General features: G+C 65.8%; 18 protein-coding genes. 1 reads left to right on the top strand and 17 read right to left on the bottom strand.

The features are described 5' to 3' along the window. The first annotated feature begins 136 nt into the window (after positions 1–136). Positions 137–1,756 (top strand): amidase, encoded by a 1,620-nt coding sequence (locus DSC_RS11575; RefSeq protein WP_014161353.1) that lies wholly within the window; start codon positions 137–139, stop codon positions 1,754–1,756. A 10-nt stretch (positions 1,757–1,766) separates the two neighbouring features. Here the strand turns inward: DSC_RS11575 and DSC_RS11580 are convergent, their stop codons facing one another. The 17 genes from DSC_RS11580 to rplE all read right to left on the bottom strand — a co-directional run bounded on the left by DSC_RS11580 (position 1,767) and on the right by rplE (position 13,948). Continuing rightward, complete coding sequence (locus DSC_RS11580; protein ID WP_014161354.1) at positions 1,767–2,915, bottom strand: mechanosensitive ion channel family protein; 1,149 nt, start codon at positions 2,913–2,915, stop codon at positions 1,767–1,769. Between the two features lie 71 nt (positions 2,916–2,986). Further along, positions 2,987–4,378, bottom strand: a complete 1,392-nt coding sequence (locus DSC_RS11585) for a class II 3-deoxy-7-phosphoheptulonate synthase (protein ID WP_043291308.1) — start codon at positions 4,376–4,378, stop codon at positions 2,987–2,989. A 52-nt stretch (positions 4,379–4,430) separates the two neighbouring features. Continuing rightward, entirely contained in the window at positions 4,431–4,961 is a 531-nt protein-coding gene (locus DSC_RS11590) for a disulfide bond formation protein B (protein WP_043291309.1), read from the bottom strand. A gap of 146 nt (positions 4,962–5,107) precedes the next feature. After that, on the bottom strand, positions 5,108–5,488 hold the full coding sequence (rplQ, locus tag DSC_RS11595) for a 50S ribosomal protein L17 (protein WP_014161357.1): 381 nt from the start codon (positions 5,486–5,488) through the stop codon (positions 5,108–5,110). A gap of 333 nt (positions 5,489–5,821) precedes the next feature. Beyond that, positions 5,822–6,820 (bottom strand): DNA-directed RNA polymerase subunit alpha, encoded by a 999-nt coding sequence (locus DSC_RS11600; protein WP_014161358.1) that lies wholly within the window; start codon positions 6,818–6,820, stop codon positions 5,822–5,824. Between the two features lie 51 nt (positions 6,821–6,871). After that, entirely contained in the window at positions 6,872–7,501 is a 630-nt protein-coding gene (rpsD, locus tag DSC_RS11605; RefSeq protein WP_014161359.1) for a 30S ribosomal protein S4, read from the bottom strand. A gap of 14 nt (positions 7,502–7,515) precedes the next feature. Continuing rightward, positions 7,516–7,908 (bottom strand): 30S ribosomal protein S11, encoded by a 393-nt coding sequence (gene rpsK / locus DSC_RS11610; RefSeq protein WP_014161360.1) that lies wholly within the window; start codon positions 7,906–7,908, stop codon positions 7,516–7,518. 12 nt (positions 7,909–7,920) lie between these two features. Further along, complete coding sequence (gene rpsM / locus DSC_RS11615) at positions 7,921–8,277, bottom strand: 30S ribosomal protein S13 (RefSeq protein ID WP_014161361.1); 357 nt, start codon at positions 8,275–8,277, stop codon at positions 7,921–7,923. A 514-nt stretch (positions 8,278–8,791) separates the two neighbouring features. After that, entirely contained in the window at positions 8,792–10,126 is a 1,335-nt protein-coding gene (secY, locus tag DSC_RS11620; protein ID WP_014161362.1) for a preprotein translocase subunit SecY, read from the bottom strand. A gap of 7 nt (positions 10,127–10,133) precedes the next feature. Further along, complete coding sequence (gene rplO / locus DSC_RS11625) at positions 10,134–10,577, bottom strand: 50S ribosomal protein L15 (protein ID WP_043290599.1); 444 nt, start codon at positions 10,575–10,577, stop codon at positions 10,134–10,136. After that, positions 10,577–10,768, bottom strand: coding sequence for a 50S ribosomal protein L30 (gene rpmD / locus DSC_RS11630; protein WP_014161364.1), 192 nt, complete (start codon positions 10,766–10,768; stop codon positions 10,577–10,579). The genes rplO and rpmD overlap by 1 nt, the downstream gene beginning before the upstream one ends. Further along, on the bottom strand, positions 10,761–11,297 hold the full coding sequence (gene rpsE, locus DSC_RS11635) for a 30S ribosomal protein S5 (RefSeq protein WP_014161365.1): 537 nt from the start codon (positions 11,295–11,297) through the stop codon (positions 10,761–10,763). Before rpsE ends, rpmD begins: the two co-directional genes overlap by 8 nt. 273 nt (positions 11,298–11,570) lie before the next feature. Next, a complete protein-coding gene (gene rplR / locus DSC_RS11640; RefSeq protein ID WP_014161366.1) occupies positions 11,571–11,927 on the bottom strand; it encodes a 50S ribosomal protein L18 in 357 nt (118 codons plus the stop codon). Positions 11,928–12,057: 130 nt separating this feature from the next. Beyond that, on the bottom strand, positions 12,058–12,585 hold the full coding sequence (gene rplF / locus DSC_RS11645) for a 50S ribosomal protein L6 (protein ID WP_014161367.1): 528 nt from the start codon (positions 12,583–12,585) through the stop codon (positions 12,058–12,060). Between the two features lie 18 nt (positions 12,586–12,603). Next, on the bottom strand, positions 12,604–13,002 hold the full coding sequence (rpsH, locus tag DSC_RS11650) for a 30S ribosomal protein S8 (protein ID WP_014161368.1): 399 nt from the start codon (positions 13,000–13,002) through the stop codon (positions 12,604–12,606). An 82-nt stretch (positions 13,003–13,084) separates the two neighbouring features. After that, the gene (gene rpsN / locus DSC_RS11655) at positions 13,085–13,390 is read right to left on the bottom strand and encodes a 30S ribosomal protein S14 (protein ID WP_014161369.1); all 306 of its coding nucleotides are present in this window, start codon (positions 13,388–13,390) and stop codon (positions 13,085–13,087) included. 15 nt (positions 13,391–13,405) lie between these two features. Further along, complete coding sequence (gene rplE, locus DSC_RS11660; RefSeq protein ID WP_014161370.1) at positions 13,406–13,948, bottom strand: 50S ribosomal protein L5; 543 nt, start codon at positions 13,946–13,948, stop codon at positions 13,406–13,408. Between the last annotated feature and the right edge of the window lie 6 nt (positions 13,949–13,954).

Consider the following 13,954-nt stretch of genomic DNA (forward strand, 5'->3'; position numbering starts at 1 on the left):
CTGCGCCAGTGTGGACGTGGCGGCCTCGGACTCAATCCGCCGCTCCACCCGATGATCGCCCGGTTCAACCTGGACGATGTTGCGCGCCCTGTCGCCTGCGTTTAGCCTGCGGCCTTCCCCCATGCGGAAATCACCGATGCGTGCCTGGCCTGCGCTGACCCTGTCGTGCCCGATGCTGCTGGCGCTAGTCGTGGCCGGCTGCTCGGCCCCGGCCACCGCGTCCAGGGACGCCGCTGCCGCGCCGACGCAGTTCCTTTATGCCGAGCAAACCATCGCCCAGCTGCAGCAGCGCATGCAGGCCGGCGAGCTGGACAGCCGAACCTTGACCCGCGCCTATCTGGACCGGATCGCCCAGATCGACCGCGCCGGGCCCAGGCTCAACGCGGTCATCCAGCTCAATCCGCAGGCCATGACCGAAGCGGCCCTGCGCGACCGCGAACGCGCCGGCGGCGCGGCCCGCGGCCCGCTGCAGGGCATCCCGATCCTGCTCAAGGACAACATCGACGCCACGCCGATGGCCACCACCGCCGGCTCGCTGGCGCTGAAGGACTTCCGGCCCAGGCAGGACGCTTTTTTGGTCAAGCGCCTGCGCGAAGCCGGGGCGGTGATCCTGGGCAAGGCCAACCTGAGCGAATGGGCCAACTTCCGCGCCAGCGATTCGATCTCCGGCTGGAGCGCCGTGGGCGGCCAGACCCGCAATCCCTACGTGCTGGACCGCAACCCCTGCGGCTCCAGCGCCGGCAGCGGCGTGGCTGCTTCGGCCAACCTGGCCGCGGCCACGGTCGGCACCGAGACCGACGGCAGCATCATCTGCCCGGCCGCGGTCAACGGCGTGGTCGGCCTGAAGCCCACCGTCGGCCTGGTCAGCCGCGATGGCATCGTGCCGATCTCCTGGAGCCAGGACACTGCCGGCCCGATCACCCGCACCGTTGCCGATGCCGCCATCCTGCTGTCGGTGATGGCTGGTCGCGATGCCGCCGACGCCAGTACCGCCCATGCCGCGCTCAACGCCCCGCTGGACTACCAGGCACGCCTGCGTCCAGGTGGCCTGAAGGGCGCGCGCATCGGCGTGATCCGCAGCAGTTTCAGCTTCGGTCCGGACGTGGCCAGGGCGATGGAAGGCGCGGTCGCCACCCTGCGCGCGGCCGGGGCCACCGTGGTCGATGCCGAGATTCCCACCGTCGGCCAATGGGACGATGACGAGCTGCTGGTGCTCAAGACCGAGTTCAAGAACGGCCTGGCGCGCTACCTGACCACCCACGATGCGCCACTGTCCTCACTGCAGCAGCTGATCGGCTTCAACCAGCAGCACGCGCGCGAGGAGCTGGGCCTGTTTGGCCAGGATCTGTTCGAGCAGTCGGCGGCGATGGGAGGGCTCAACGATCCGGTCTACATCCAGGCTCGTTCGCGGATCAGACGCCTGGCCGGCCCGGAAGGCATCGACGCCGCGCTCAAGGCCCAGCACCTGGACGCGCTGGTGTCGGCCGCGACCGGCCCGGCCTGGCGCACCGATCCAGCGTTCAAGGACCCCTTCCCCGGCGCCGGCTATGGCGCGGCGGCGGTAGCCGGCTACCCGAGCCTGACCATTCCGATGGGCAGCAGCCAGGGGCTGCCGCTGGGAATCCTGTTCATGGGCACGGCCTGGAGCGAGGCCAGGCTGATCGAGCTGGGTTACGACTACGAACAGCGCACCCAGGCGCGGACACCGCCGCAGTACCTGCCCACCTTGCCAGGCGCGCCCGCCGCCTCGAAATAGGCCGGCCGCCTCAGCCTGCCGGCAGATCAGGCGACGCGACCGACGGCGGCCCGTCCTCGGGGCTGGGCGAGACGGTCTGATGCACGCTGGGCACGATCTGCGGGGTGTCCGGTGGCGTGTGCTCGCGGGTGAGTTCGTTGCGCTGACGCGGCAGTGCGTAGGGATGTTCGCGCGCCAGGAAATCCAGGACCCGCTCGCGCACCACGCAGCGCAGGTCGAAGGCATCGCCGGAATTGCGCGCGCTCACCAGCAGGCGGACCTGCATCGCGGTTTCCGAGGTCTCGGTCACCTGGGCGATGCAGACCCTTCCGTCCCAACGTGGGTCGCTCCGGCAGACCCGCTCGGTTTCGGCCCGCACCTGGGCCATCGGCGTGCGGTAGTCCAACCACAGGAACACCGTGCCCAGCATGTCGGCCTCGCGCCGGGTCCAGTTCTGGAAAGGGTTCTCGATGAACCAGTTCAGCGGCACCACCATCCGGCGCTGGTCCCAGATGTGCACCACCACAAATGCGCTGGTGATCTCCTCCACGCGGCCCCACTCACCTTCCACGATCACCACGTCATCTATCCGGATCGGCTGCGACAACGCGATCTGCAGGCCGGCAATGAGGTTGCCGAACACCGGCTTGGCCGCGATGCCCGCCACCAGTCCCAGGATGCCGGCCGACGCCAGCAGCGTCCTGCCCAGCTGGCGCACGCCGTCAAACTGCAGCAGCACCATGGACGCGCCGAGCACGATCACCAGCCCTGTGGCCACCCGTCCCAGGACCCGCGTCTGGGTATGGATCTGACGCGCAGCCAGGTTGTCGGCCACCTCGATCGGGTGTTCGCGCAGGATCGAGGCGACGATCCCGTTGACCACCCGCACCGCCAGCCAGGTCACGCAACCGACGACACCGACATACAGGCTCAGCTTCACCAGCGCCAGCTGTGCATCCTTCAGCGGTGTGGAGTCCAGACCGACGCGCAGGAACAGCAGCGGCAGCAACAATGCCAGCGGCGGGCTCAGCATGCTGGTGATGCGTGCGCGCCGGTAATCCTTGCCGCGCGAGCGGTGCGCCAGCCAGGCGAACAATGCCCAGGCCAGCACGCCCAGCAGCGCCGAGATGCCCAGCGGAACCGCATACGGGCTGATGTCATTCCAGTGGAGGTCACTCATTGGCGAGCGAGACTGCCAAAGCCGGCGTGCATGCGGTGTCGGCGCGCGATCTCGCCGGTTGATCTCCGGTTTTAGGAGCCGGGCCGCCGGCCCTGGCGCTGCTTGCGCACGATCAGCATCGCGATCTCCAGCGACTGCTCGTAGTTCAACCGCGGATCGACGCTCGAACGGTACGCGCGCTCCAGGTCGATGTCGGTCAGTTCGCGCGCCCCGCCGGTGCATTCGGTGACGTCCTCGCCGGTCAGCTCCAGGTGCACACCGCCCAGGCGCGTCCCGGCGGCCGCGTGCAGCTCGAAGGACTGCTCCACCTCGCTGCGGATGTTGTCGAAGCGCCGGGTCTTGAAGCCATTGGAAGTGCTTTCGGTATTGCCGTGCATCGCATCGCAGACCCACAGCACGCGGCGACCGTCGCGCTTGACCGCCTCCAGCAGCGCCGGCAGCTTGTCGGCGATCTGCGCCGCGCCCATGCGGTGGATGAAGCTCAGCCGGCCCGGCTCGTCGTCCGGGTTGAGCACGTCGATCAGCCGCAGCAACTGGTCCGGCTGCACCGAGGGCCCGATCTTGATCGCGATCGGGTTGCGCACCCCGCGCAGGTACTCCACGTGGGCGCCGTCCAGCGCCGCGGTGCGCATGCCGATCCACGGGTAGTGCGTGGACAGGTTGAACCAGCCCCGCTGGCGCGGCACCTGGCGGGTCAGCGCCTGTTCGTAGGGCAGCAGCAGCGCCTCGTGCGAAGTGTAGAAGTCGATGCGGTTGAGGTTGTGCACTTCCACCCCGGCCAGGGTTTCCATGAAGCGCACCGCGCCACCGATGTCGGCGACCATCTGCTGGTATTCGGCCGCCAGCGGCGAATAGCCGACCCAGTTGAGGTTCCAGTACTCGGGATGGTGCAGGTCGGCGAAGCCGCCGTCGATCAGCGCCCGCACGAAGTTCATGGTCATGGCCGAGCGCGAATGCGCGCGGATCATGCGCTGCGGATCGGCCATGCGCGCAGCAGCGCTGAACTCCGGACCGTTGACCAGGTCGCCGCGGTAACTGGGCAAGGTGATCTCGCCGCGGGTCTCCATGTCCGTGGAACGTGGCTTGGCATACTGCCCGGCGAAGCGGCCCACGCGCACCACCGGCAGCTGCAGACCGTGCACCAGCACCAGGCTCATCTGCAGCAGCACCTTCAGGCGATTGGAGATCAGCCCGGATTGGCAATCGGAGAAACTCTCCGCGCAGTCGCCACCCTGCAGCAGGAAACGCTTGCCTTCCTGCGCCTGGGCCAGTTGCTTCTTCAGCGCGAAGATCTCCCACGAGGTCACCAGCGGCGGCAGCCGAGCCAGTTCGTCCAGTGCTGCCTTCAGCGCGGCCGCATCGGGATAGGTCGGCATCTGCAGCGCCGGGCGCCCACGCCAGCTATCGGGCGCCCAGTCCTTGGGCAGGCACCCAGCCGAGGGAGGAAGATCAGCAGCATTCATGGCCATGGCATCCGCGGCGCCGGGCGCCGCACGGGAAACGACGCGGGACGCGTCAGGAGCGCAGATCGCGCAGCAGGTCAGGCTTGCGGCTGCGGAAGGCGGCCGCAAGCAGCCACACCGTCAGCACCGCGAACCACAGCAGGCTCCACTCGGGCATCGACAGGCCCAGCAATCGCCAGGTGACCTCGGCGCACTCACCAGACCCGGTCAGCACCTGACGCAGCATCGCGCCCAGCGGGAAGGCTTCCATCATGTAGGCCAGGTCCGGGCCGCAGGCCGGCACCTGCTCCGGCGGCAGGTACTGCAGCCACACGTGGCGAGCGGCAATGCCAAGGCCGATCAATGCCGGGATCAGCGCCAACATCCCGTACGCCGCCCGACCGCCAGGCTTGCGCGGCGCGTGCAGGCCGCCGATCAGGAACATCGTGCCCAGCAGCGCGAATGCGCCGCGCTGGAAGGTGCACAGCGGGCATGGAATCTGGTTCTGGTAATACTGCGTATACAGGGCCGCACCAAGCAGCGCCACGCACACCACAAAGCCGGACAGGAACTGCGCGCGGAACGACCAACGGAAAGGATTCATGGGCAGCAGCATGTGGAAGGTGCCCGCATTATCTCCATCCCCGCCTCTGCCGGCCAATGCGAAAGTCGCCGCTCGCCCTGTCCATAAATGCAAGACCCCGACATCGAGCCGGGGTCTGCGTGGGCGGCATCTGGGCGCCGGCCCGATTACTCGTCGGCCGCGGCCGCGTCCGGACGGTCAACCAGTTCCACGTAGGCCATCGGCGCGTTGTCGCCAGCGCGGAACCCGCACTTGAGGATGCGCAGATAACCGCCAGGGCGAGATACGTAGCGCGGGCCCAGCGTGGTGAACAGGGTTCCCACTGCTTCCTTGTCGCGCAGGCGCGAGAAGGCCAGGCGGCGGTTGGCCACCCCATCGACCTTGGCCAGGGTGATCAGCGGCTCGGCGACACGGCGCAGTTCCTTGGCCTTGGGCAGGGTGGTCTTGATCAGGCCGTGCTTGATCAGCGAGGCGGCCATGTTGGAGAACATCGCGGCGCGATGCGAGCTGGTGCGGTTGAACTTACGACCGGCTTTCTGGTGGCGCATGACAGTGGTTCCTGGAAAATGTTGTGTCTGTTGAGGTTCGCTGTCGCCATCGTGGCGTTATTGCATGGACTGCGGTTGGTCCTGGATCCGGTCATCCTGTCCGGACGACATCGCGGGCCTTTGCGGCGCGTCGATGCGTGGGTGTTGCTTGCTTCTAAGTGATCGAGACTTTTATCACCGCCATCGGTGGCGCAACAGCACGGACTTCGGAACGTCCGGCCCGGCCATCCTTGGCCGGGCGTCTCGTTTCAAGAGGGCTGGGACAACGCCCCGGCCCGGCGCAGCGCGCCGGGCGTTCGATAGCGCGCGAACCAGTGCTTCGCAAACGCTATCTCACCCCAGCATGCCGTGCTGGGAGACGCCGGCCGGCGGCCAGTTCTCCAGCTTCATGCCCAGCGACAGGCCACGCTGGGCCAGCACTTCCTTGATCTCGGTCAGCGACTTCTTGCCCAGGTTCGGGGTCTTGAGCAGTTCGACTTCGGTCTTCTGGATCAGGTCGCCGATGTAGTAGATGCTCTCGGCCTTGAGGCAGTTGGCCGAACGCACGGTCAGCTCCAGGTCGTCGATCGGACGCAGCAGGACCGGATCCACCCCGCCGGTCTGCGGCTTGGGTGCACCGCGGTCGCGGTGGGTGAAGTCACCGAACACCGACAGCTGATCGCTCAGGATGTCGGCGGCGGTGCGCACGGCTTCCTCCGCGTCAATGGTGCCGTTGGTCTCGATGTCCAGGACCAGCTTGTCCAGGTCGGTGCGCTGCTCGACACGCGCGGACTCGACCGCGTAGGCCACGCGGCGGACCGGCGAGAACGAGGCATCCAGAACCAGGCGGCCGATGGCGCGGTTTTCTTCGTCCGGACGACGACGGGCGGAGGCCGGCTGGTAGCCGAAACCACGCTCGATCTTCAGGCGCAGGTTGATTGCGATGTCCTTGGTCAGGTGCGCGATCACGTGGTCGGGATTGAGGATCTCGACGTTGTGGTCGGTCTTGATGTCACCTGCGGTGACCACGCCCGGGCCCTGCTTGGTCAGGCTCAGGGTGGCGTTGTCGCCGGTATGGATGCGGATGGCCACATCCTTGAGGTTCAGCAGGACTTCCAGCACGTCCTCCTGCAACCCCTCGATGGTGCTGTACTCGTGCAGCACGCCGTCGATCTCGACCTCGGTGATGGCGAAGCCGGGGATGGACGACAGCAGCACGCGGCGCAGCGCATTGCCCAGCGTGTGACCATAACCCCGCTCCAGCGGTTCGATGACCACCTTGGCGCGGTTCTCGGTCAGGCGCTCGATCTGCGGGCCGCGGGGGCGCAGCACTTGCTGAGTGATACCCGTCATGTTGCTATGTCTCCTGCAAACACCCCTGCCAGGGCAGGGGTGCGAATGTGATTACTTCGAGTAAAGCTCGACGATCAGCGCTTCGTTGATGTCGGCGGGCAGATCCGAACGGACCGGCACGGCCTTGAACACGCCTGCGAACTTCTTCGAATCCACTTCCACCCACGACGGACTCAGGTCCAGCTGTTCGGCCACGGTCAGGGATTCCTGCACGCGCAGCTGCTTCTGGGCCTTCTCCGACAGCTCGATGGCGTCGCCGGCCTTGACCTGGTAGGACGGCAGGTTGACCGACTTGCCGTTGACCAGCACGCCGCGATGGGAGACCAGCTGGCGGGCGGCCGGACGGGTGACCGCAAACCCCATGCGGTAGATCACGTTGTCCAGGCGGGTTTCCAGCAGCTGCAGCAGGTTCTCGCCGGTGTTGCCCTTCTTGGTCGAGGCCTTCTTGTAGTAGTTGCGGAACTGGCGCTCCAGCAGGCCGTAGATCCGCTTGACCTTCTGCTTTTCACGCAGCTGGGTGGCGTAGTCGGACAGCTTGCCCTTGCGGGCGGTGGCGCCGTGCTGGCCGGGCTTCTGTTCCAGCTTGCACTTGGAGTCCAGCGCGCGCGCCGGGCTCTTGAGGGACAGGTCTGCGCCTTCGCGGCGGGCGAGCTTGCAGGTAGGACCGATGTAACGAGCCATTTGTTATCGCTCCCTTAGACGCGACGCTTCTTCGGCGGACGGCACCCGTTGTGCGGGATTGGCGTCACGTCGATGATGTTGGTGATCTTGTAGCCGACGTTGTTGAGCGAACGTACGGCCGACTCACGGCCCGGACCCGGACCCTTGATGCGCACTTCCAGCGACTTCAGGCCGTAGTCCAGTGCTGCACGGCCGGCCTTCTCGGCGGCGACCTGTGCGGCGAACGGAGTGGACTTGCGCGAACCGCGGAAGCCTGCACCGCCGGAGGTGGCCCACGAGAGCGCATTGCCCTGGCGGTCGGTGATGGTGACGATGGTGTTGTTGAACGAAGCGTGGACGTGGGCAACGCCGTCGGTGACGACGCGCTTGATCTTCTTCTTCGGTGCCTTTGCAGCTGGCTTGGCCATGATGTGCGCCCCTTACTTCTTGATGGCTTTGCGCGGACCCTTGCGGGTACGGGCATTGGTACGGGTGCGCTGGCCGCGCAGCGGCAGGCCACGGCGATGGCGCAGGCCGCGGTAGCAGCCCAGGTCCATCAGGCGCTTGATCGCCATACCTACTTCGCGACGCAGGTCGCCTTCGACGATGTACTTGCCGATCTCGGCGCGCAGGCGCTCGACCTCGGGTTCGGACAGGTCACGGATTTTGGTGGTCACCGTCACGCCTGCGGCTTCGCAGACCTTCTTGGACCGGGTACGGCCAATGCCGTAGATGCTCTGCAGCCCCACCCAGACGTGCTTCTGGGCAGGCAGGTTGACACCTGCAATACGCGCCATGACGCGATTCTCCAAACTGTTTGATGGCCGGCGAGCGCCTACCCGGTCGACGGACAGACGCGCTTGTGGCGTAGTGAACTGGAAATGATAGCAAGGTCTCGGGTTACTTGGAAGCCCATGGAACCTTTCGGTTCCACGGACCCGGCATGGGGAGTGTGCCCATGCTCCGGCGCCGGAAACGGCCTGGCGGTCCGGCCCGGGGGCCGTTCCGCCGCCCCGCGCTACTCCGGCGCAGGGACTGGACGCTTCACACCCGCGCGCGAGACCGCCGCACGAGCCGCCCATTTTGAAAGTCCGGCCGATGGCCGGGCTCGATGGCGGATGGGACCGCCTGTGTTCTTCCGCCGGGCTTCCTGCCCACGTCATGCCTGGTGGAGGAGACCCGGCGCAAAAAAGCAAGTTACTCCGGGGAACTTCCTGCCGCCATCCATGGCGCGCCATGGCCGGCTTGCGGGCCGTCCGGCCCGGCCATCCGTGGCCGGGCCGGACGGCAGCACGGCGCGGCAGTGCCGCGCTAGCGCGTGCCGCCTCGCCCCTTCAGGTTGGCCTTCTTCAACAGGCTTTCATATTGGTGCGACATCAGGTGCGCCTGGATTTGGGCAATGAAGTCCATCACCACCACGACCACAATCAACAGCGAGGTGCCACCGAAGTAGAACGAGGTGCCCAGCTGGGTGCGCATCACTTCCGGCAGCAGGCACACCGCCACCAGATACAACGCACCGGCGGCCGTCAGCCGGGTCAGCACCGCGTCGACGTAGTCGGCGGTCGCCTTGCCCGGACGGATGCCCGGGATCAGCGCCCCGGACTTCTTCAGGTTTTCGGCCGTCTCCTGCGAATTGAACACCAGCGCGGTGTAGAAGAACGCGAAGCCGATGATCATCGCCGCGAACACGATCATGTGCAGCGGCTCGCCCGGGGCCAGTGCCTGCGAGATGCGCTGCAGGGTCAGCGCGGCCGGGGACTGGCCGGACCACATCGCCAGCGTCGCCGGGAAGGCCAGGATCGAGGAGGCGAAGATCGGCGGGATCACCCCTGCCATGTTCAGCTTGAGCGGCAGGAACGAGGTCTGGTTCATGTACGCGTTGCGGCCGCCCTGGCGGCGGGCGTAGTTCACCGTGATCCGCCGCTGCCCGCGTTCGACGAACACCACGAACCAGGTGAAGGCAAACACCACCACGGCCACGATGATCAGCGCGATCGGGCTCATCGTCCCGTCGTTGACTGCACCGAAGGTCTGGATCACCGCAGCCGGCAAGCCGGCGACGATGCCCGCGAAAATGATCAGTGACACGCCGTTGCCGACGCCGCGCTCGGTCACCTGTTCACCCACCCACATCAGAAAGATGGTGCCGGCGGTCAGCGCAACGATGGCGGTCAACACGAAGCCGGCGCCCGGCATGTACACCACCGGCGCGCCACCCGGCGCGGTCTGGTTCTGCAGGGCCAAGGCGATGCTGCCGCCCTGAACCACCGCCAGCAGCACCGCGCCGATGCGCGAGTACTGGGTGATCCTGCGCCGGCCCGACTCGCCCTCCTTCTGCAGCGCCTTGAGCGCCGGAAAGATATGTGCGCCCAGCTGGATCACGATCGATGCCGAGATATACGGCATCACGTTCAGTGCAAAGATGCTGAAGCGATGCAGGGCGCCACCGGAGAACATGTTGAACATGTCCACGATGCTGCCGCCCTGCTGCTGCATGAGCGCAAGCATGGCATCGGGATTCACACCCGGCACCGGGACGAAGCAGCCGATCCGGTACACGATCAAGGCCCCGAGCACGAACAGCAGACGCTGCCGCAGCTCGGTGAACTTGCCCAGACCCCCTGCAATGCCCTGTTGCGCCATGCCTCGCTTACTCCTGGATGCTGCCGCCGGCGGCTTCGATCGCCGCCTTGGCGCCGGCCGTGGTGGCTACACCCTTGAGGGTGAAAGCCTTGCTGAGGTCACCCTTCTTCACGATCTTGGCACGCTTGGCGGTGCTGGGCACCAGCCCGGCGGCGCGCAGCGCAGCGAAGTCGATCTCACCGGCTTCCAGCTTGTCCAGCTGGTAGGACAGCACTTCGGCGCACTCCTTCTTCAGCTTGGAGCGGAAACCGACCTTCGGCAGACGCTTGACCAGCGGCATCTGGCCGCCTTCGAACTTCGCCTTGATCTTGCCCTTGCCCGAACGGGCGAAGGAACCCTTGTGGCCGCGGCCGGCAGTCTTGCCCAGGCCCGAACCGATACCGCGACCGACGCGCTTGCGGTCGGTACGGGCGCCATCGACGGGCGCGAGAGTGTTGAGACGCATGTTGATTACTCCTCGACGCGGACGAGGTAGTGAACCTTGGCGATCAGGCCGCGCACCTGCGGGCTGTCCTTCAGTTCACGCACATCGTTGAGCTTGTTCAGGCCCAGCGCCTTCACCGACAGGCGGTGACGCGACTGGGAACCACGCAGGCCGCGCACCAGGCGGACCTTGACCGTCTTGTTGGACTCATTAGCCATGGGTAAGTTCCTCCACCGACTTGCCACGCTTGGCCGCGATGTGCGCCGGCGACTGCATGTCTTCCAGCCCCCGCAGGGTGGCGCGGACCAGGTTGATCGGATTGCGCGAACCGACCGCCTTGGCCAGCACGTTCTTGACCCCGACCGCTTCGAGCACGGCGCGCATCGCGCCGCCGGCGATCACGCCGGTACCTTCCGAAGCCGGCTGCATGAACACGCGCGCCGCACCATGACCGGCCTTGACCGGGTGCCACAGGGTGCCGTTGTTGAGGTTCACGCTGAGCATGCCCTTGCGGGCATATTCCATCGACTTCTGGATGGCGACCGGCACTTCACGCGCCTTGCCATAGCCGAAACCGATGCGGCCGTTGCCATCGCCCACCACCGTCAGTGCGGTGAAGGTGAACTGGCGACCACCCTTGACGGTCTTGCTGACGCGATTGACCGCGATCAGCTTCTCGATCATGCCGTCGTCGACTTTCTCTTCGCGGTTGCGGTCGCGTCCGCGCGAGCGTTGTTCTTCTGCCATGTGAATATTCCTGTTGAAAGGGTCTGTACGGCTTGGCCGCTTATGGTTGTGGTCTGGAGCGGTAACGCGTGGCCGAATGCAGAAGAAACGGTACGCCCGGTGCAGCCCGCACCGGCAGGGAGAGTCGAGGCGTGCGCGGCGCGCCGCCGGTCCGGCATGCCGGACCACCTTGGCGAACGCCCGGTCGTCATGGATGACCGGGCCGGAGTCTCACCGCGCGGAGATGCTACGCCAACGATGGCCGCAGCAGAACCGCCAACACGCCGTCAACGCCTAGAACTGCAGGCCGCCTTCGCGGGCTGCATCGGCCAGCGCCTTGACGCGACCATGGTAGCGGTAGCCGGAACGGTCGAAGGCGACCTTCTCCACCCCTGCGGCCCTGGCGCGCTCGGCGATCAGCTTGCCGATCTTGGCGGCGGCGTCGCTGTTCTTGCCGTTCTTCAGGCCTTCCTTGACGTCGGCCTGCAGGGTGTTGGCTGAAGCCACCACCTTGGAGCCATCGGCGGTGAAGACCTGCGCGTACAGGTGTTGGCCGGTACGCAGCACGGTCAGGCGATGCACGCCGAGCACCCGGATGTGCGAACGGGTGGATTTGGCGCGACGCAGGCGGGCGGTATTCTTGATGCTCATATTCAGTGACCTCACAGAAGCGGATCGGCGTTGAGCGAGGAGTGAGCGGGGAACAGTGAGGAGTGAGCGAAAGCCTGGCAGTCTGCCTTTTCTTCCCCACTTCTCACTGCTCGACCCTCTCCGCTCGCCTTTAGGCCTTCTTGGCTTCCTTGCGAATGATGGTTTCGTCGGAGTACTTCACGCCCTTGCCCTTGTACGGCTCCGGCGGGCGGAAACCGCGGATCTTGGCCGCGACTTCACCGACGCGCTGCTTGTCTGCGCCCTGCACCAGGATTTCGGTCTGGCTCGGGGCCGCCAAGGTGATGCCTTCGGGCGCCTTGAACAGGATCGGGTGCGAGAATCCAAGCGCCAGGCTTAGGTCCGCGCCCTGCATGGTGGCGCGGTAACCCACGCCGACCAGGTCCAGCTTGCGCTGGAAGCCTTCGGACACGCCCTGGACCATGTTGGCCAGGATCGCGCGAATGGTGCCGGTGATGGCGTCGTCGCCCGGGGCAACAGAGGAGAGGTTCAGCACGCCGTTTTCCAGGGTGATCTCGACGCCGGCCGGCTTGGCCAACGACAGAGTGCCCTTGGGGCCCTTGACGGTCAGCGTGTCACTCTCGTTCTTGTATTCAACACCCCTGGCCAGGGTGATCGGCTTCTTGGCTACGCGGGACATGGTCGCAAGCTCCTTCGATTAGGCCACGAAGCACAGGACTTCACCGCCGACGCCCTGCTGGCGCGCCTGCGAATCGGTCATGATGCCCTTGGAGGTGGAGATGATGGCGATGCCCAGGCCGTTGAGGACCTTCGGCAGTTCGTCCTTGCCCCGGTAGTGGCGCAGGCCCGAACGCGATACGCGCTTGAGCGTATCGATGACCGGCTTGCCCTCGAAGTACTTGAGGACGATTTCCAGCTCGGCCTTGTTGTTCTCGGTCTTGGTGACGCGCGAGTCGGCGATGTAGCCCTCGGCCTTCAGCACGCCGGCAATGGCGACCTTGATGGTGGAGGACGGCATTTTCACCGTCTGCTTGCCAACGGCGGTCGCATTCTTGATGCGGACCAGCATGTCGGCGATGGGATCAGTCATGCTCATTGTTATGGAACCTTTGAGTGCACCGATATCCGCGGGATGCGAATTTCGTTCGATTGACCCGGGACCCGGGACCCGGCACTTTCTACCAGCTGGCCTTGCGCAGGCCAGGCACGTCGCCACGCATGGTGGCTTCGCGCAGCTTGTTTCGACCCAGGCCGAACTTGCTGTAGACGCCACGCGGGCGGCCGGACAGCTCGCACCGGGTGCGGAAACGGCTCGGCGACGAATCGCGTGGCAGCTTCTGCAGCTTGGTCGACGCGTCGATCCTTTCCTCGTAGGACGCATCCTGGCTGGAAATGATCTTCTTCAGTGCTTCGCGCTTGACCGCGTACTTCTTGGCCAGCTTCGCCCGCTTGATGTCGCGGTTGACCATGGAGGTCTTTGCCATGCGTGTCTCCTCGACTTAGTTGCGGAACGGGAACTTGAACGCTTCGAGCAACGCCTTGGCTTCGGCATCGGTCTTGGCGGTGGTGGTGATGGCGATATCCATGCCGCGGACCGCGTCGACCTGGTCGAAGTCGATTTCCGGGAAGATGATCTGCTCCTTCACGCCCATGTTGTAGTTGCCACGGCCATCGAAGGAGCGACCGGATACGCCGCGGAAGTCGCGCACACGCGGCAGGGCGATGCTCACCAGGCGATCGAGGAATTCGTACATGCGGGCGCGGCGCAGGGTGACCTTGCAGCCAATCGGCCAGCCGTCACGGATCTTGAACGAGGCCACCGACACGCGTGACTTGGTCGTGATCGGCTTCTGGCCGGAGATCTTGGCCAGGTCGGCGACGGCGTTTTCCAATATCTTCTTGTTGGCCGCCGCTTCACCCACACCCATGTTGATGGTGATCTTGGTGATCTTGGGCACTTCCATCGGATTGGTGTAGCCGAACTTCTTGGTCAGGTTCGGAACGACCTCTTCCTTGTAGATTTTTTCGAGACGGGTGGTCATGACCTC

The sequence above is a fragment of the Pseudoxanthomonas spadix BD-a59 genome, assembly GCF_000233915.3.
Lineage (GTDB): Bacteria > Pseudomonadota > Gammaproteobacteria > Xanthomonadales > Xanthomonadaceae > Pseudoxanthomonas_A > Pseudoxanthomonas_A spadix.

Coding starts and splice junctions, on each gene's coding strand:
- rpsD (WP_014161359.1), bottom strand. CDS start 7,501: ATGGCTCGTTACATCGGTCCTACCTGCAAGCTCGCCCGCCGCGAAGGC.
- rpsN (WP_014161369.1), bottom strand. CDS start 13,390: ATGGCAAAGACCTCCATGGTCAACCGCGACATCAAGCGGGCGAAGCTG.
- rpsK (WP_014161360.1), bottom strand. CDS start 7,908: ATGGCCAAGCCAGCTGCAAAGGCACCGAAGAAGAAGATCAAGCGCGTC.
- rplR (WP_014161366.1), bottom strand. CDS start 11,927: ATGAGCATCAAGAATACCGCCCGCCTGCGTCGCGCCAAATCCACCCGT.
- rplE (WP_014161370.1), bottom strand. CDS start 13,948: ATGACCACCCGTCTCGAAAAAATCTACAAGGAAGAGGTCGTTCCGAAC.
- secY (WP_014161362.1), bottom strand. CDS start 10,126: ATGGCGCAACAGGGCATTGCAGGGGGTCTGGGCAAGTTCACCGAGCTG.
- rplQ (WP_014161357.1), bottom strand. CDS start 5,488: ATGCGCCACCAGAAAGCCGGTCGTAAGTTCAACCGCACCAGCTCGCAT.
- DSC_RS11585 (WP_043291308.1), bottom strand. CDS start 4,378: ATGAATGCTGCTGATCTTCCTCCCTCGGCTGGGTGCCTGCCCAAGGAC.
- rpsH (WP_014161368.1), bottom strand. CDS start 13,002: ATGAGCATGACTGATCCCATCGCCGACATGCTGGTCCGCATCAAGAAT.
- DSC_RS11580 (WP_014161354.1), bottom strand. CDS start 2,915: ATGAGTGACCTCCACTGGAATGACATCAGCCCGTATGCGGTTCCGCTG.
- rplF (WP_014161367.1), bottom strand. CDS start 12,585: ATGTCCCGCGTAGCCAAGAAGCCGATCACCCTGGCCAGGGGTGTTGAA.
- rpmD (WP_014161364.1), bottom strand. CDS start 10,768: ATGGCTAATGAGTCCAACAAGACGGTCAAGGTCCGCCTGGTGCGCGGC.
- DSC_RS11590 (WP_043291309.1), bottom strand. CDS start 4,961: ATGAATCCTTTCCGTTGGTCGTTCCGCGCGCAGTTCCTGTCCGGCTTT.
- DSC_RS11600 (WP_014161358.1), bottom strand. CDS start 6,820: ATGACGGGTATCACTCAGCAAGTGCTGCGCCCCCGCGGCCCGCAGATC.
- rpsE (WP_014161365.1), bottom strand. CDS start 11,297: ATGGCAGAAGAACAACGCTCGCGCGGACGCGACCGCAACCGCGAAGAG.
- DSC_RS11575 (WP_014161353.1), top strand. CDS start 137: ATGCGTGCCTGGCCTGCGCTGACCCTGTCGTGCCCGATGCTGCTGGCG.
- rpsM (WP_014161361.1), bottom strand. CDS start 8,277: ATGGCGCGTATTGCAGGTGTCAACCTGCCTGCCCAGAAGCACGTCTGG.